This window comes from Variovorax sp. OK605 (assembly GCF_900115445.1).
GTDB lineage: Bacteria > Pseudomonadota > Gammaproteobacteria > Burkholderiales > Burkholderiaceae_C > Variovorax.
In genome coordinates this window covers 20,032-33,207 of sequence record NZ_FOWL01000023.1, presented here as the reverse complement: position 1 = coordinate 33,207, position 13,176 = coordinate 20,032, and the positions used below count along the sequence as shown (strand labels likewise).

The window sequence follows — 13,176 nt, the reverse complement described above, 5'->3', positions numbered from 1 at the left end:
TATTAGTTGCATGAGTTTTTCATGGCACGCCGAAGGGTCTTTGGGGCTTGCGAATTCCGCGCCGCTTGTCGCGGCACAGGCGAGAGAATCGGTCCCGCCATGACGCCCACCCCGACCACCTTGCTCGACGCCGCCCTGCGCGGCGTGCTGCTGGCCTTGCTGCTCGTGCTGGCGCTGGTGCTCGGGCGCGACCGCCCTCGCCTGGCGGCGGCGCGCGCGGGTGCGCTGCTCGCGCTCGGCCTGTGCGTGCAGGTCATCGGCGCGACGCCGCTGTTCGAGGCGCTGGTGCCGCGCGGGTGGCAGGCGCCGTTCGTCGCGGTGTCGGTTGGCAATGCGGTGCTTTTCTGGGTGTTCGTGCAGGCCTTGTTCGAAGACGACTTCGTGCTGCGGCCGCTGCATGTCGCCGCCTGGCTCGCGGTGGCAGGGGTGGCGGCGCTCAACTGCGCGGTGGTCGCGGGCAGCGCCTCGGTGCTGGCGCCGGTGACGCTGGGCGTGCAGCGCGCGGTGCCGCTGGTGTTCGCGGTGCTGGCCGCGATGGCGGCGGCGTCGCAGTGGCGCGCGGACCTGGTCGAGGGGCGGCGCCGGCTGCGCGTGTTCATCGTGGTGACGGGCGTCGGCTACAGCGTGGGCATGCTGCTCGTTCGGCTGACTTCGCCGCATGGGCAGCTGTCGGACCTGTCGGCGACGGCGGACGCGGCGATGCTGCTGCTGATCGTCACGGTGGTGGCCTGGCGGATGCTGCGGCTGGCGGGGTCGGAGCTGTTTCCCGCCGTACAGGCGCCGGTCGCGATGCCAGCGATGCCAGCGATGCCAGCGATGGCGGTGGTGGCGGTGGTGGCGGCAGACGCGCCACATGAAGAAGAAGAAAAGCTGGAAGAAGGAAGCACCGCCGCACCGGCTCCCGCCGAAGCACCGCCGCCCGCACCCGAGCCCCAGCCCCAGCCCCAGCCCAAACCCGAACCCTCGCCGCGCCCGGAATCCGAGCAAGCCCCCGCCCCTGCCCCCGCCGAAGACCGCCTCACCGAATCCCTCCGGCACGCCATGGCCGTCGAGCGCGTCTACCGCAGCGAAGACCTCAGCATCGCCAGCCTCGCCGCCCGGCTGTGCGTGCCCGAATACCGGCTGCGCCGCGTCATCAACCAGCGCCTGGGCCACCGCAACTTCAACGCCTTCGTCAACGGCTTCCGGCTGGCCGAGGCGATGGCGGCGCTGGCCGATCCGTCGAAGCGCGAGCTGCCGGTGCTGACCGTTGCGCTGACCGCCGGCTTCCAGTCGATCGGCCCGTTCAACCGCGCCTTCAAGGCCGCCACGGGCCTCACGCCCACCGAATTCCGCAAAGAGAAGCTGGCCGAATCCTGAAATTGCTGGCCGAAAGCCGCGATGGCGGGTTTCGGCCAGACGCGGCCGGCACCGCGCGGCATCGTCCCAGTCGCCGGGGGCATGGGCCCTCGATGACAAGGAGTCCGATGCCAAGACGTCTGTATTTCATCATCTGCCTGCTGGCGCTGTGGTCCGGCTGGGTGCACGCTGCAACGGCCGCCGTGACCGCAATGGGGCTGGCGGAAATTCCCGCCGCGCCGGGCGACGGCCCGGTCACGGTGTTCTATCCGTCCAGCGACGCGGCCCGGCCGACACGGCGCGCCCGTTTCACGCTCGACGTGGCGGTGCAGGGTGCGCCGGTGCGCGGCAACGGCCGGCTGGTCGTGGTCTCGCACGGTTCGGGCGGTGCGCCGTGGGTGCATGCGGACCTGGCGCGCAGCCTGGTCGACGCGGGCTTCACCGTGGCCATGCCAGAGCACAAGGCCGACAACTACAAGGACGACGGCAACCCCGGCCCCGACAGCTGGGCCATGCGCCCGGCCGAGGTGTCGCGCGCCATCGATGCGGTGGCCCGCGACGCGCGCTTCGCGCCGCTGCTGCAGCTCGACAAGGTCGGCATGTACGGCATGTCGGCGGGCGGCCACACGGCGCTGAGCCTCGCGGGCGGGCGCTGGTCGCCGGCCGGCTTCAAGCAGCATTGCGAGGCGAACCTGGTGGACGATTTCCAGTCCTGCGTCGGGCTCATCACGCGGCTGACCGGCGGGCCCTTCGACGGGCTCAAGAAATGGGCGGCGCTGTTCGTCATTCGCCACCGCTTCGACGACGCCGCCTGGCGCACGCACACCGACCCGCGCATTGCCGCCATCGTGGCGGGCGTGCCCTCGTCGGCCGATTTCGACATGGCCTCGCTGGCCGCGCCGCGCGTGCCGCTCGGGCTCATCACCGCGCAGCAAGACCGCTGGCTGGTGCCGCGCTTCCACAGCGACCGGGTGCTGGCGGCCTGCCTGCCGCGCTGCGAACGCGTCGCCGACATGCCGGCGGGCGGCCACGGCGCGCTGCTGTCGCCCCCGCCGCCAGGCCTCACGGGGCTGATCGGCGACATGCTCAACGACCCGCCCGGCTTCGACCGCGCGGGTGTCATGCCGGAAGTGAACCGCAAGACAACGGCATTCTTCAGCACCCATCTGCTGCCTTTGTCCGCCGAAGCGGATGCGCACCCCTAACGTCCGAGCGCCCGGTTTCGCCGACAGCCGAGTCCCACACGCGCGGGCGACAGTGGCGCACATGGCGACAGATGACGGCCCGGCCATGGTTGCACCCGGACCGATCGAACCCCGGTCGGTCCTTGAATCGTGACCATGCTACGAAAGGAACAGTCACCCATGAAGCAACAACAACACAACCGCATCCTCATCGGCGCCGTGCTCGCAGGCCTGCTGGCCATCGGCGGAGCAGCCCAGGCGCAAGGCGTCGGGGTCGGCGTCGGGGTCAATGCCGACGTGAACGCATCGGGCGCAGGCACACGCGGCAATGCGGGTGCGGCGACCGGCGCGAATGCCGGGGCCAATGCGAATACAGGAAGTGCAGTCGGCGGTGCCACCAGCGGCGCGGGCAATGCGGTCGGCGGCGTGCTGGGCGGTGCCACGGGCGCTGTCGGCGGTGCCACCAATGCCGTGGGTGGCGTGACCAACACCGTGGGTGGCACGCTCAACGGCGCCACCGGCGCGGTCGGCTCGGCCGGCGGCGCGGTGAAGGCACCGGCCGCGGGCGTGAAGGCCAACGGCAAGGCCCAGGGCTCGGGTGCGGTCGACCTGAAGAAGTAAGCAGGCACCCGTCACCCGTGAAAAGGCCCGCAGCGCTTGCGCGTTGCGGGCCTTTTTTCATTGGCGCGGCAAGCTCAGCAGGCCGGCTTGAGCTTGAACAGGCTGGTGACTTCCACGTCGAGCACCGGCAGTTCGCGCTGGTTGAACAGCTGCCAGCGCCAGCGCAGGATGCCCAGCGTAGGCCGCTTCTCGGAGCGGCGCACCTCGATCACGTCGGCCACCAGCCGCAGCGCATCGCCGGGCCGCACCGGGTTGGGCCAGCGCACGTGTTCGAGCCCCGGCGACGCGAACGATTCGGAACCGGCCAGCACCGCATCGACCACCAGCCGCATCGCGATGGAACACGTGTGCCACCCACTGGCGATGAGCCCGCCGAACGGGCTTTGCGCCGCGGCCTGCGCGTCGGTATGGAACCACTGCGGGTCGTAGGCCCGCGCGAATTGCACGAGTTCAGCCTCGGTGAGCACGTAGGGCCCGGCCTCGATGACCTGGCCCGCATGGAAGTCGGCGAACTGCATCCGCCGCAGCTTAGTACGTTTCGAGGTGCAGGCGGCCTTCGCGCTTCAAGGCGGCGCCGACGGTGTCCCAGTCGAGCCCCGCGTCCTTCGCCACGTCGCGCAGTGCCAGCACCACGCCCTCTTCCATGCTCTTCAGGCCGCACACGTAGAAGTGGCTGCTGCTGTCCTTCAGCAGCGCGGCCAGGTCGGCGGCGCGCTCGCGCATCATGTCCTGCACGTAGCGCTTGGGTTGGCCCGGCGTGCGCGAGAAGGCGAGGTTGATGTCGATGAAATCCTTGGGCAGCGACTGCAGTGGCCCGAAGTACGGCAGCTCCTGCTGCGTGCGCGCGCCGAAGAACAGCATCAGCTTGCCGCCTTCGAACTTGCCGCTCTTGCGCAGCCGGCGGCGCCACTCGGTCATGGCGCGCATGGGGGCGCTGCCGGTGCCGGTGCAGATCATCACGATGTTCGACTTGGGGTGGTTCGGCATCAGGAACGACGAGCCGAAGGGGCCCACCACCTGCACCGTGTCGCCCACCTTCAGGTCGCACACGAAGTTGGAGCACACGCCGCGCACCGGGTCGCCCTCGTGGTCCTCGGTGACGCGCTTCACTGTCAGCGACACGTTGTTGTAGCCGGGCCGCTCGCCGTTGCGCGGGCTGGCCACCGAGTACTGGCGCGCATGGTGGCGCTTGCCGATGGCGTCCACGCCCGGCGGCACGATGCCGATCGACTGGCCTTCCAGCACCGGGAACGGCACCACGCCGAAGTCGAGCACGATGTGGTGGGTCTCGCTGTCGAAGCCCGCCTCGGTGCAGTTGAAGTTGCCCACCACGGTGGCCGTGGTCGGGGTCTTCGGCGGAAACAGATTCGTGTACGCGTGGGCAGCCGACCAGGGCGGCACGCTGGCGCCGTACTGCGCGGAATTGAAGACCGGCTCGCTCGCCTCGGCGGCGGCCTGGGCCTGGGTTTGCGCGGGTGCCTCGGCCGCATCGGCGGCGCTGGCGGACACGCCGGCGGCCTCGAGCTCCTCGGGCGAGAGTTCTTCCGGCAGCGATTCCCAGGTGAGCTGTTCCTCGATGGAATACGCGCGCACCAGCGGCATCGTGCGCCAGTTGTCGATCGAGCCCGTGGGGCACGGCGAGATGCAGGCCATGCAGCCGTTGCAGGTGTCCGCGCGCACGACGTAGTTGTTGTCGTCGTGCGTGATCGCGTTCACGGGGCAGATGGCCTCGCAGGTGTTGCAGCGGATGCAGATCTCGGGGTCGATCAGGTGCTGCTTGATGACTCCGGCTTCAACGGCCATGTCCATTTCGTTCTCTCCTGAAGCCCTCCCCTTTCGGGGGAGGGTTGGGTGGGGGCATGCGGCGCTTGTCGTGGTCACGCCGCTTGCCCCCATCCCAGCCTTCCCCCGGAGGGGGGAAGGAGCAATGCCCAAATACCAATCAGCCGAAACGCACGTACTCGAAGTCGACCGGCTGGCGATTGATGCCCATCACCGGCGGCGAAATCCAGCCGGCGAACTTGCCTGGCTCCACCACGCGGCCCATCAACGATGCCACGAAAGCGAAGTCTTCGGAACTCGGCAGCCATTCGTCGCGCTTGGCGGCCCATTCGATCTCGTTCACCACGCGGCCGTCCGGCGACATCTTGATGCCGGCGAGCGCGCCGATCTGGCGGTTGAAGGCCTTGTGCGGCACGGTCAGGCGCGTCGGGATGCCGGCCTTTTCCAGCACCTTGTTCCAGCGGCCCACGCCGGCCACCGAGTCCTTGATGAAGTCGTCGCGCAGCACTTCGTTCAGCGCGTTGAGCATCGGCACGTCCTTCTCGACGAGCTGGCCGTCGCGCACTTCCAGCACCTTGTAGGTCTGGCCCTTGAGCACGTGGTCGTCGTCGCGCTTGCCTTCTTCGTAGCGGCCCTTCAGGCCCGAGCTGTAGAAGATGGCGGCGTTGCTCGACTGGTCGGCGCCGAACAGGTCGATGGTCACGCTGTAGTGGAAGTTCAGGTAGCGCTGGATGGTGCCCAGGTCGATGCAGCCGGCCGCGCGGATCTTCTGCGCGTCGTCGGTCTTCAGCTCGTTCATCACCTGCGCGGTGCGGGCGATGACGCGCGACACGCCGCTCTCGCCCACGAACATGTGGTGCGCCTCTTCGGTCAGCATGAACTTGGTGGTGCGCGCGAGCGGATCGAACGCGCTCTCGGCCAGCGCGGCCAGCTGGAACTTGCCGTCGCGGTCGGTGAAGTACGTGAACATGAAGAACGCCAGCCAGTCGGGCGTCTTCTCGTTGAAGGCGCCCAGGATGCGCGGGTTGTTCGCGTCACCCGAGGTGCGCTGCAGCAGCGCGTCGGCTTCTTCGCGGCCGTCGCGGCCGAAGTGCTTCTGCAGCAGGTAGACCATGGCCCACAGGTGGCGGCCTTCTTCGACGTTGATCTGGAACAGGTTGCGCAGGTCGTACATGCTGGGCGCGGTCAGGCCCAGGTGGCGCTGCTGCTCGACCGAGGCGGGCTCGGTGTCGCCCTGCGTCACGATGATGCGGCGCAGGTTGGCGCGGTGTTCGCCGGGCACGTCCTGCCAGGCCTTTTCGCCCTTGTGGTCGCCGAAATGAATTTCGCGGTTGGCATCGCCCGGGTTCAGGAAGATGCCCCAGCGGTAGTCGCGCATCTTCACGTGGCCGAACTGGGCCCAGCCTTGCGGGTCGACGCTCACGGCCGTGCGCAGGTACACGTCGTGGTTGGTGGAGCCTTCAGGGCCCACGTCGTCCCACCAGTTGATGAAGTTGGGCTGCCAGCCTTCGAGCGCGCGCTGCAGCGTGCGGTCTTCGCCGAGGTTGACGTTGTTGGGGATCTTCTCGCCGTAGTTGATCGTGCTCATCGTTGTTCCTTGGGTTGTTCGGACTGCGGTTGTCTTCAGACGCGGTTCAGATCGAAGCCGGCCTTCTCGCCGGTGCCATAGACCTTGAGCGCACCCTTTTCGCCGACGGCGTTGGGACGGTTGAAGATCCAGTTCTGCCAGGCGGTGAGCCGGCCGAAGATGCGGGTGTTCATGTTCTCCTTGCTCGCGAAGCGCAGGTTGGCTTCCAGGCCGGTGAGGGCGTCGGGCGACATGGCGGCACGCTCCTCGATGGCGATGCGGATCTCGTCGTTCCAGTCGATGTCGTCGGGCGCGGCAGTCACCAGGCCCAGCTTCACGGCCTGGTCGGCGTCGAGTGCGTTGCCGGCGGCGGCGCGCGCGGCTTCCAGCGGCGCGGCTTCTTCGTAGAAGCGGCGTTGCAGGCGGCTCTGGTCGTTCACCATCGGGAAGTAGCCGAAGTTGGCATCGCCCAGCGTGAGCCTGGGTGCGCGGTCGGCGTCGTCGGGCAGCGCCAGCATGTAGGTGCGGTCGGCGGCAAAGGCCAGTTCGGCCAGCGTGCCGGCAAAGCACGAGCCGGCTTCCACCAGCGCGAACAGGCTGCGCGAGGACACGTCGAGGCGCGCCAGCGTGCGGCGCAGCGCGCCGATGGTCTCGCGCACCAGCCAGTGGTCCTTGTTGGCGAACATCACGGCGTCGGACGCCAGCACGGCGGCGGCGTCGCCTTCGGTCTTGAGCAGCCAGGTGCCCGTGTCGAGCTCGTTGGTGCGCAGGTTGAGGATGGCGTCGTCGAGTTCGCGGCACATCGCCAGCGGCCACCAGGCGGCGCCCGCGGCTTCGATGGCGGCCACGTCGGCCGGCTGCGTGCCGGTGGGGGCCTTGATGGTGATGGTGGCGGTGCGCTTGCTGCGGTCGATCTGCACGTTCACGTTCGAATAGGCAATGCCGTCGGCGCTGTCGGTGCGCTCCAGGCGGGTCAGCGCCACGCCCTTGCCGTTGGCCGGGCGGTCGCTGCCGGCGGCCAGTTGCGAGGCACGCTCCTGCACGGCGGCGGGGAACTGCGCGGGCTTGGCCACGGCGTCCACCAGGCGCCAGTCGACCGCGCGCTGGCCGCGCACGCCTTCCACGCTGGTGCAGAAGATGTCGGCGAGGTCATGGCGCACGCGGCGCTTGTCGGTCACGCGCGTCAGGCCGCCGGTGCCGGGCAGCACGCCGAGCAGCGGCACTTCCGGCAGCGACACGGCCGAGGAGCGGTCGTCCACCAGCAGGATCTCGTCGCAGGCCAGGGCCAGCTCGTAGCCGCCGCCGGCGCAAGCGCCGTTCACGGCCGCGAGGAACTTCAGGCCCGAATGCCTGGAGGTGTCTTCGATGCCGTTGCGGGTCTCGTTGGTGAACTTGCAGAAGTTCACCTTCCAGGCGTGGCTGGAGACGCCGAGCATGAAGATGTTGGCGCCCGAACAGAAGATGCGGTCCTTGCCGCTGGTCACGATCACGCTGCGCACTTCGGGGTGCTCGAAGCGCACGCGGTTGAGCGCGTCGTTCAGTTCGATGTCCACGCCCAGGTCGTAGCTGTTGAGCTTGAGCTTGTAGCCGGGGCGAATGCCGCCGTCTTCCGCGATGTCGAGCACGAGGCGGGCAATGGCGCCGTCGAAGCTCAGGGACCAGTGGCGGTATTGGCCGGGTGCTGTGCGGTAGTCGACGCGCGGGGGCGCCTGGAGCGTGGTGGTGTCGGTCATGCGGAGTCTCCTGTGGGGGCTGTGTTCGGAAACCGTGAACAGGAAAGATAATGCACTTTCTTGCTCCGATGACATGCATCATGCTGCATGCGAACAGGCAAGTCAATGCCTGTTGTGCTTTTTTTCAGATTTCAGGGTCCTAGACCAGTCCCATGGACTGGCGTGCCACGCCGCGCAGCGCCTGGAAGCTCTGCGACAGGGTGCGCCCGCTGGTGTCCACCGACAGGTCGGCCTTCGAATAGAAGGCGGCGCGGCCGTTCAGGATGCGGCGCAGGTCTTCCATCGCTTCCTTGCTCGCGGCCATCGGGCGGGTGTCGCCCTGCGCGGCCACGCGGCCCATGTGCTCCTCGGGCGCGGCCTGCAGCCACACGGTGGTGCAGTGCGCCAGCAGCTCGTTGAAGGTGGCCGGGTCGGACACGATGCCGCCGGGCGTGGCAATGACCACCTCGCTGTAGATCTGCACCGCTTCTTCCAGCGCCCGGCGCTCGTAGCGGCGGTAGGCGTTGGTGCCGTACAGGTCGTGGATCTCGCGCACGCTGCAGCCCGCGAGCTTCTCGATCTCGCGGCTCAGCTCGATGAACGGAATCTCCAGGTCTTCGGCCAGCATCTGCCCCAGCGTCGACTTGCCCGCGCCGCGCAGCCCCACCAGCGCAATGCGCCGGTGCCGCGCCGGGTCGACCGAGGCCGTGCCCAGCAGCTCGCCGAGCGCCACGCGCACGCGGCGCAGGTCGGCTTCGCTGCGGTGCTCGAGCAGTTCGCGGATCAGCAGCCACTCGGGCGAGCTGGTCGTCACGTCGCCCACCAGCTCGGCCAGCGAGCAGTGCAGCGCGCCGGCCACCTGCTGCAGCACCAGGATCGACGCGTTGCCGATGCCGTACTCGAGGTTGGCCAGGTGGCGCTCCGACACGTCGGCCGCGATGGCCACCGCCTTGCGCGTGAGGCCGCGCTGCGCGCGCAGGTTGCGCACGCGGTCGCCCAGCGCCGCCAGCAGCGGGTTCTTCGCCTCCCCTGCCGTGGCGTTGGCTTGGGCGCCATTGCCGGCGCCTTCCGGCGCGGTGGCCAGCACCGCGTCTACATGCTCGTTCATGCCATTCCTCGTTCTTCGCCGGGATTGTGCGCGCTCAGGGTAAACACCATATATGCACTATATTGCTTGACACTCATTGTCTCGATGCTTATTGTTCGGCCACAAGCAAGATACTGCACACGCAGCATTCACGCAAGGTAGTTCCAAAGTTCGAGGCCCCACGATGTCCGACAGCAGCAACCCAGCCACCGGCAAGGCAGCATTTCACCAGTTGATCGCCGGCCTGACCGCCCAGATCGACGGCAAGCCGCTCGACAGCGCGCTCGACCAGTGGCTCAACGCCACCCACGGCGCGGGCAGCGCCAGCTTCGAGCAGCTGCGCCAGGCCTGCATCGGCGGCGTCGCCGAAGGCTGGCTGTGCGAGCGCGAAGGCGGCGGCATCAGGTACGGCCGCGTCTTCAAGGCCGAGGACGCCCTGCACCGCTTCTCGGTCGACGTGGTCGACATGCAGGACATCGCCGGCCCGCACCACACGCACCCCCACGGCGAGATCGACCTGATCATGCCGCTGGACGACCACCCCGCCACCTTCGACGGACGGCCCGCGGGCTGGTGCGTCTACGGCCCGGGCACCGCACACCGCCCGACCGTGGCCCAAGGCCGCGCGCTCGTTCTCTACCTGCTGCCCGAAGGGCAGATCAAGTTCTCCTGATGACCGAACTCCTCCCCAACTACGTCGCCGGCCGCTGGCAGGCCGGATCGGGCGCCGGCACGCCCCTGTTCGACCCGGTGCTGGGCACCGAGCTCGCGCGCGTCGACGCCACCGGCCTCGACCTGCCCGAAGCCTTTGCCTTCGCCCGCGAACAGGGCGGCAACGCACTGCGCGCCCTCACCTACCGCCAGCGCGCGGGGCTGCTCGACGCCATCGTGAAAGTGCTGCAGGCCAACCGCGACGCGTACTACGAGATCGCCACCGCCAACTCCGGCACCGTGAAGAACGACTCGGCCGTCGACATCGACGGCGCGATCTTCACCGTGGGCCAGTACGCCAAGTGGGGCGACACGCTCGGCGACGTGCGCGCGCTGCGCGACGGCGAGGCCGTGAAGCTCGGCAAGGAGCCGCTGTTCCAGTCGCAGCACCTGCAGGTGCCCACGCACGGCGTGGCGCTGTTCATCAACGCCTTCAACTTCCCTTCATGGGGCCTGTGGGAAAAGGCGGCGCCCGCGCTGCTGTCCGGCGTGCCCGTGATCGTGAAGCCCGCCACGGCCACTGCCTGGCTCACGCAGCGCATGGTGCGTGACGTGGTCGACGCGGGCGTGCTGCCCGCGGGCGCGCTGTCCGTCGTCTGCGGCAGCTCGGCCGGCCTGATGGACGCGCTGCAGCCCTTCGACGTGGCCTCGTTCACCGGCTCGGCCGAAACGGCCGCCATCATTCGCTCGCACCCCGCCGTGGCCGAGCGCTCGGTGCGCGTGAACATCGAGGCCGACAGCCTCAACAGCGCCCTGCTGCTGCCCGGTGCCGCGCCCGGCAGCGACGCCTTCAACCTGCTCGTGCGCGAAGTGGTGCGCGAGATGACGGTCAAGTCGGGCCAGAAGTGCACCGCCATTCGCCGCATCCTCGTGCCGGCCGAGGTGTACGACGCCGCGGCCGAAGCCATCGGCGCCAAGCTCGCCGGCGTGAGCGTGGGCAACCCGCGCAACGAGAGCGTGCGCATGGGCTCGCTGGTGAGCCGCGCGCAGCTCGATGCGGTGCGCGACGGCCTCGACGCACTGGCTTCGCAGACCACCGTGCTGCACGACAGCCGCAACAAGCCCCTGGTCGATGCCGACCCGAAGGTGGCCGCCTGCATCGGCCCCGTGCTGCTGGGCGCGCGCGATGCCGACGCGGCGCAGCGCGTGCACGACGTGGAAGTGTTCGGCCCCGTGGCCACGCTGCTGCCGTACCGCGACCTGGCGCACGGCATGGCGCTGGCGCACCGCGGCCAGGGCTCGCTCGTCACCTCGCTGTACGGCAGCGACGACGCCGCGCTGGCGCAGGTCGCTTTGTCGGTCGCTCCGAGCCACGGCCGCGTGCACGTCGTCACCCCCGAGGTGGCGCAGGCCCACACCGGCCACGGCAACGTGATGCCGATGTCGCTGCACGGCGGCCCCGGCCGCGCGGGTGGCGGCGCCGAGCTCGGCGGGCTGCGCGCGCTCGACTTCTATCACCGCCGCAGCGCGGTGCAGGCGAGCCCCGGCGTGCTCGCCGCGCTCGGCCTCTAGAACAAACACCCGGCCGAAGGAGACAAGACATGACCCTGCCCACACGATTCAACTTCGCCGAGCACCTGTTCGCCCTCAACCGCGGCCGCGCCGAGCGCACCGCCTACATCGACGACCGCGGCACGCTGAGCTACGGCCAGCTCGAAGACCGCGCGCGCCGCCTGGCCGCCGCGCTGAAGGCAGCGGGCATCCGCCGCGAAGAGCGCGTGCTGCTGCTCATGCTCGACAGCCACGACTGGCCCGTGAGCTTCCTGGGCTGCCTGTATGCGGGCATCGTGCCGGTGGCCGTCAACACGCTGCTCACGCCCGACGACTACGCCTACATGCTCGACCACAGCCGCGCGCAGGCCGCGCTGGTGTCGGGTGCCTTGCTGCCGGTGCTGCAGGAGGCGATGGCGCGCGGCGGCCACGAGGTGCAGACGCTGATCGTGTCGCAGCCCACGGGCGCGCTGCCGTTGCCCGAAGGCGCGAAGGAATTCGAGGCCGCGCTGGCCGCCGCCGAGCCCCTGGCCGCGCCGGTGACCACCGCATCGGACGACCCCGGCTTCTGGCTCTATTCGTCGGGCTCCACCGGCAAGCCCAAGGGCACGGTGCACACGCAGGGCAACCTGTGGTGGACGGCCGAGCTGTTCGGCAAGCCGGTGCTCGGCCTCACGGAAGACGACATCTGCTTCTCGGCCGCCAAGCTCTACTTTGCGTACGGCCTGGGCAACGCGCTGACCTTCCCGCTGTCGGTGGTCGCCACCGTGGTGCTGATGGCCGAGCGGCCCACGCCCGACGCCACCTTCCGCCGCTGGGTGGAGCACCAGCCCACCGTGTTCTTCGGCGCGCCCACGGGCTTCGCCGGCATGCTCGCATCGCCCAGGCTGCCCGCGCGCGAAGCCGTGGCGCTGCGCATGTGCTCGTCGGCCGGCGAGGCGCTGCCGGGCGAGATCGCGCAGCGCTTCAAGTCGCACTACGGCTGCGACATCATCGACGGCATCGGCTCGACCGAGATGCTGCATGTGTTCATCTCCAACCGTCCCGGCGACGTGCGCTACGGCACCACCGGCAAGCCGGTGGACGGCTACGAGATCGAGCTTCGCGGCGAGGACGGCCGCCCCGTGGGCGACGGCGAAGTGGGCGACCTCTACATCCGCGGGCCGAGCTCGGCGCTCATGTACTGGACCAACCGCGAGAAGTCGCGCGACACCTTCCAGGGCGGCTGGACCAAGAGCGGCGACAAGTACACGCGCGACGCCGACGGCTACTACACCTACGCGGGCCGCAGCGACGACATGCTGAAGGTCAGCGGCATCTACGTGTCGCCGTTCGAGGTCGAGTCGACGCTGATGCAGCACCCCGCCGTGCTCGAGGCCGCCGTCATCGGCAAGGAAGACGCCGAGGGGCTGACCAAGACCAAGGCCTTCGTGGTGCTGAAGGACGGCGGCGCCGCCACCGAGGAAGAGCTGAAGGCCTTCGTGAAGGAACGCCTCGCGCCGTACAAGTACCCGCGCTTCCTGGAGTTCGTGAGTGAATTGCCGAAGACGGCGACGGGGAAGATTCAGCGGTTCCGGTTGCGTGAGAAGGAAAAGCAGGCATGACGCGCGCCCGGTCTTGCCTTGCTCCCTCCCCTCCCGGGGGAGGGCTGGGGTGGGGGCGCGCGGCCTTTGCATACGCATT

The 13,176-nt window shown here is 69.2% G+C and carries 11 protein-coding genes; 6 read left to right on the top strand and 5 right to left on the bottom strand.

What is annotated here, in order from left to right; all coding sequences use genetic code 11:
* Positions 1-99: 99 nt before the first annotated feature.
* From BM013_RS42170 to BM013_RS36225, 3 genes are all read left to right on the top strand, one after another.
* Positions 100-1,359, top strand: coding sequence for a helix-turn-helix domain-containing protein (locus BM013_RS42170; RefSeq protein WP_093134543.1), 1,260 nt, complete (start codon positions 100-102; stop codon positions 1,357-1,359).
* A gap of 107 nt (positions 1,360-1,466) precedes the next feature.
* The gene (locus BM013_RS36230; RefSeq protein ID WP_371281640.1) at positions 1,467-2,543 is read left to right on the top strand and encodes an alpha/beta hydrolase family protein; all 1,077 of its coding nucleotides are present in this window, start codon (positions 1,467-1,469) and stop codon (positions 2,541-2,543) included.
* A 159-nt stretch (positions 2,544-2,702) separates the two neighbouring features.
* Positions 2,703-3,143 carry an adhesin gene (locus tag BM013_RS36225; RefSeq protein WP_093134540.1) on the top strand — a complete coding sequence of 147 codons (441 nt, stop codon included), beginning with the start codon at positions 2,703-2,705 and terminating at the stop codon, positions 3,141-3,143.
* A 74-nt stretch (positions 3,144-3,217) separates the two neighbouring features.
* Here BM013_RS36225 and BM013_RS36220 read toward each other — a convergent pair whose 3' ends face one another.
* From BM013_RS36220 to BM013_RS36200, 5 genes are all read right to left on the bottom strand, one after another.
* Positions 3,218-3,661, bottom strand: coding sequence for a MaoC family dehydratase (locus tag BM013_RS36220; protein WP_093134538.1), 444 nt, complete (start codon positions 3,659-3,661; stop codon positions 3,218-3,220).
* 10 nt (positions 3,662-3,671) lie between these two features.
* Complete coding sequence (boxA, locus tag BM013_RS36215) at positions 3,672-4,952, bottom strand: benzoyl-CoA 2,3-epoxidase subunit BoxA (protein ID WP_093134535.1); 1,281 nt, start codon at positions 4,950-4,952, stop codon at positions 3,672-3,674.
* Between the two features lie 133 nt (positions 4,953-5,085).
* Positions 5,086-6,513, bottom strand: coding sequence for a benzoyl-CoA 2,3-epoxidase subunit BoxB (boxB, locus tag BM013_RS36210; protein ID WP_093134532.1), 1,428 nt, complete (start codon positions 6,511-6,513; stop codon positions 5,086-5,088).
* Between the two features lie 35 nt (positions 6,514-6,548).
* Positions 6,549-8,225, bottom strand: a complete 1,677-nt coding sequence (gene boxC / locus BM013_RS36205) for a 2,3-epoxybenzoyl-CoA dihydrolase (RefSeq protein WP_093134530.1) — start codon at positions 8,223-8,225, stop codon at positions 6,549-6,551.
* A gap of 139 nt (positions 8,226-8,364) precedes the next feature.
* Complete coding sequence (locus tag BM013_RS36200) at positions 8,365-9,312, bottom strand: helix-turn-helix transcriptional regulator (RefSeq protein WP_093134527.1); 948 nt, start codon at positions 9,310-9,312, stop codon at positions 8,365-8,367.
* Positions 9,313-9,475: 163 nt separating this feature from the next.
* On the opposite strand from BM013_RS36200, the gene BM013_RS36195 reads away from it, so the two are divergent.
* The 3 genes from BM013_RS36195 to BM013_RS36185 are packed head-to-tail and all read left to right on the top strand — an operon-like array spanning position 9,476 to position 13,097.
* Positions 9,476-9,964 (top strand): 4-hydroxylaminobenzoate lyase, encoded by a 489-nt coding sequence (locus BM013_RS36195; protein WP_093134525.1) that lies wholly within the window; start codon positions 9,476-9,478, stop codon positions 9,962-9,964.
* Complete coding sequence (locus tag BM013_RS36190) at positions 9,964-11,514, top strand: 3,4-dehydroadipyl-CoA semialdehyde dehydrogenase (protein ID WP_093134522.1); 1,551 nt, start codon at positions 9,964-9,966, stop codon at positions 11,512-11,514. Before BM013_RS36195 ends, BM013_RS36190 begins: the two co-directional genes overlap by 1 nt.
* A gap of 29 nt (positions 11,515-11,543) precedes the next feature.
* Positions 11,544-13,097 carry a benzoate-CoA ligase family protein gene (locus tag BM013_RS36185; protein WP_093134519.1) on the top strand — a complete coding sequence of 518 codons (1,554 nt, stop codon included), beginning with the start codon at positions 11,544-11,546 and terminating at the stop codon, positions 13,095-13,097.
* Positions 13,098-13,176: the final 79 nt, after the last annotated feature.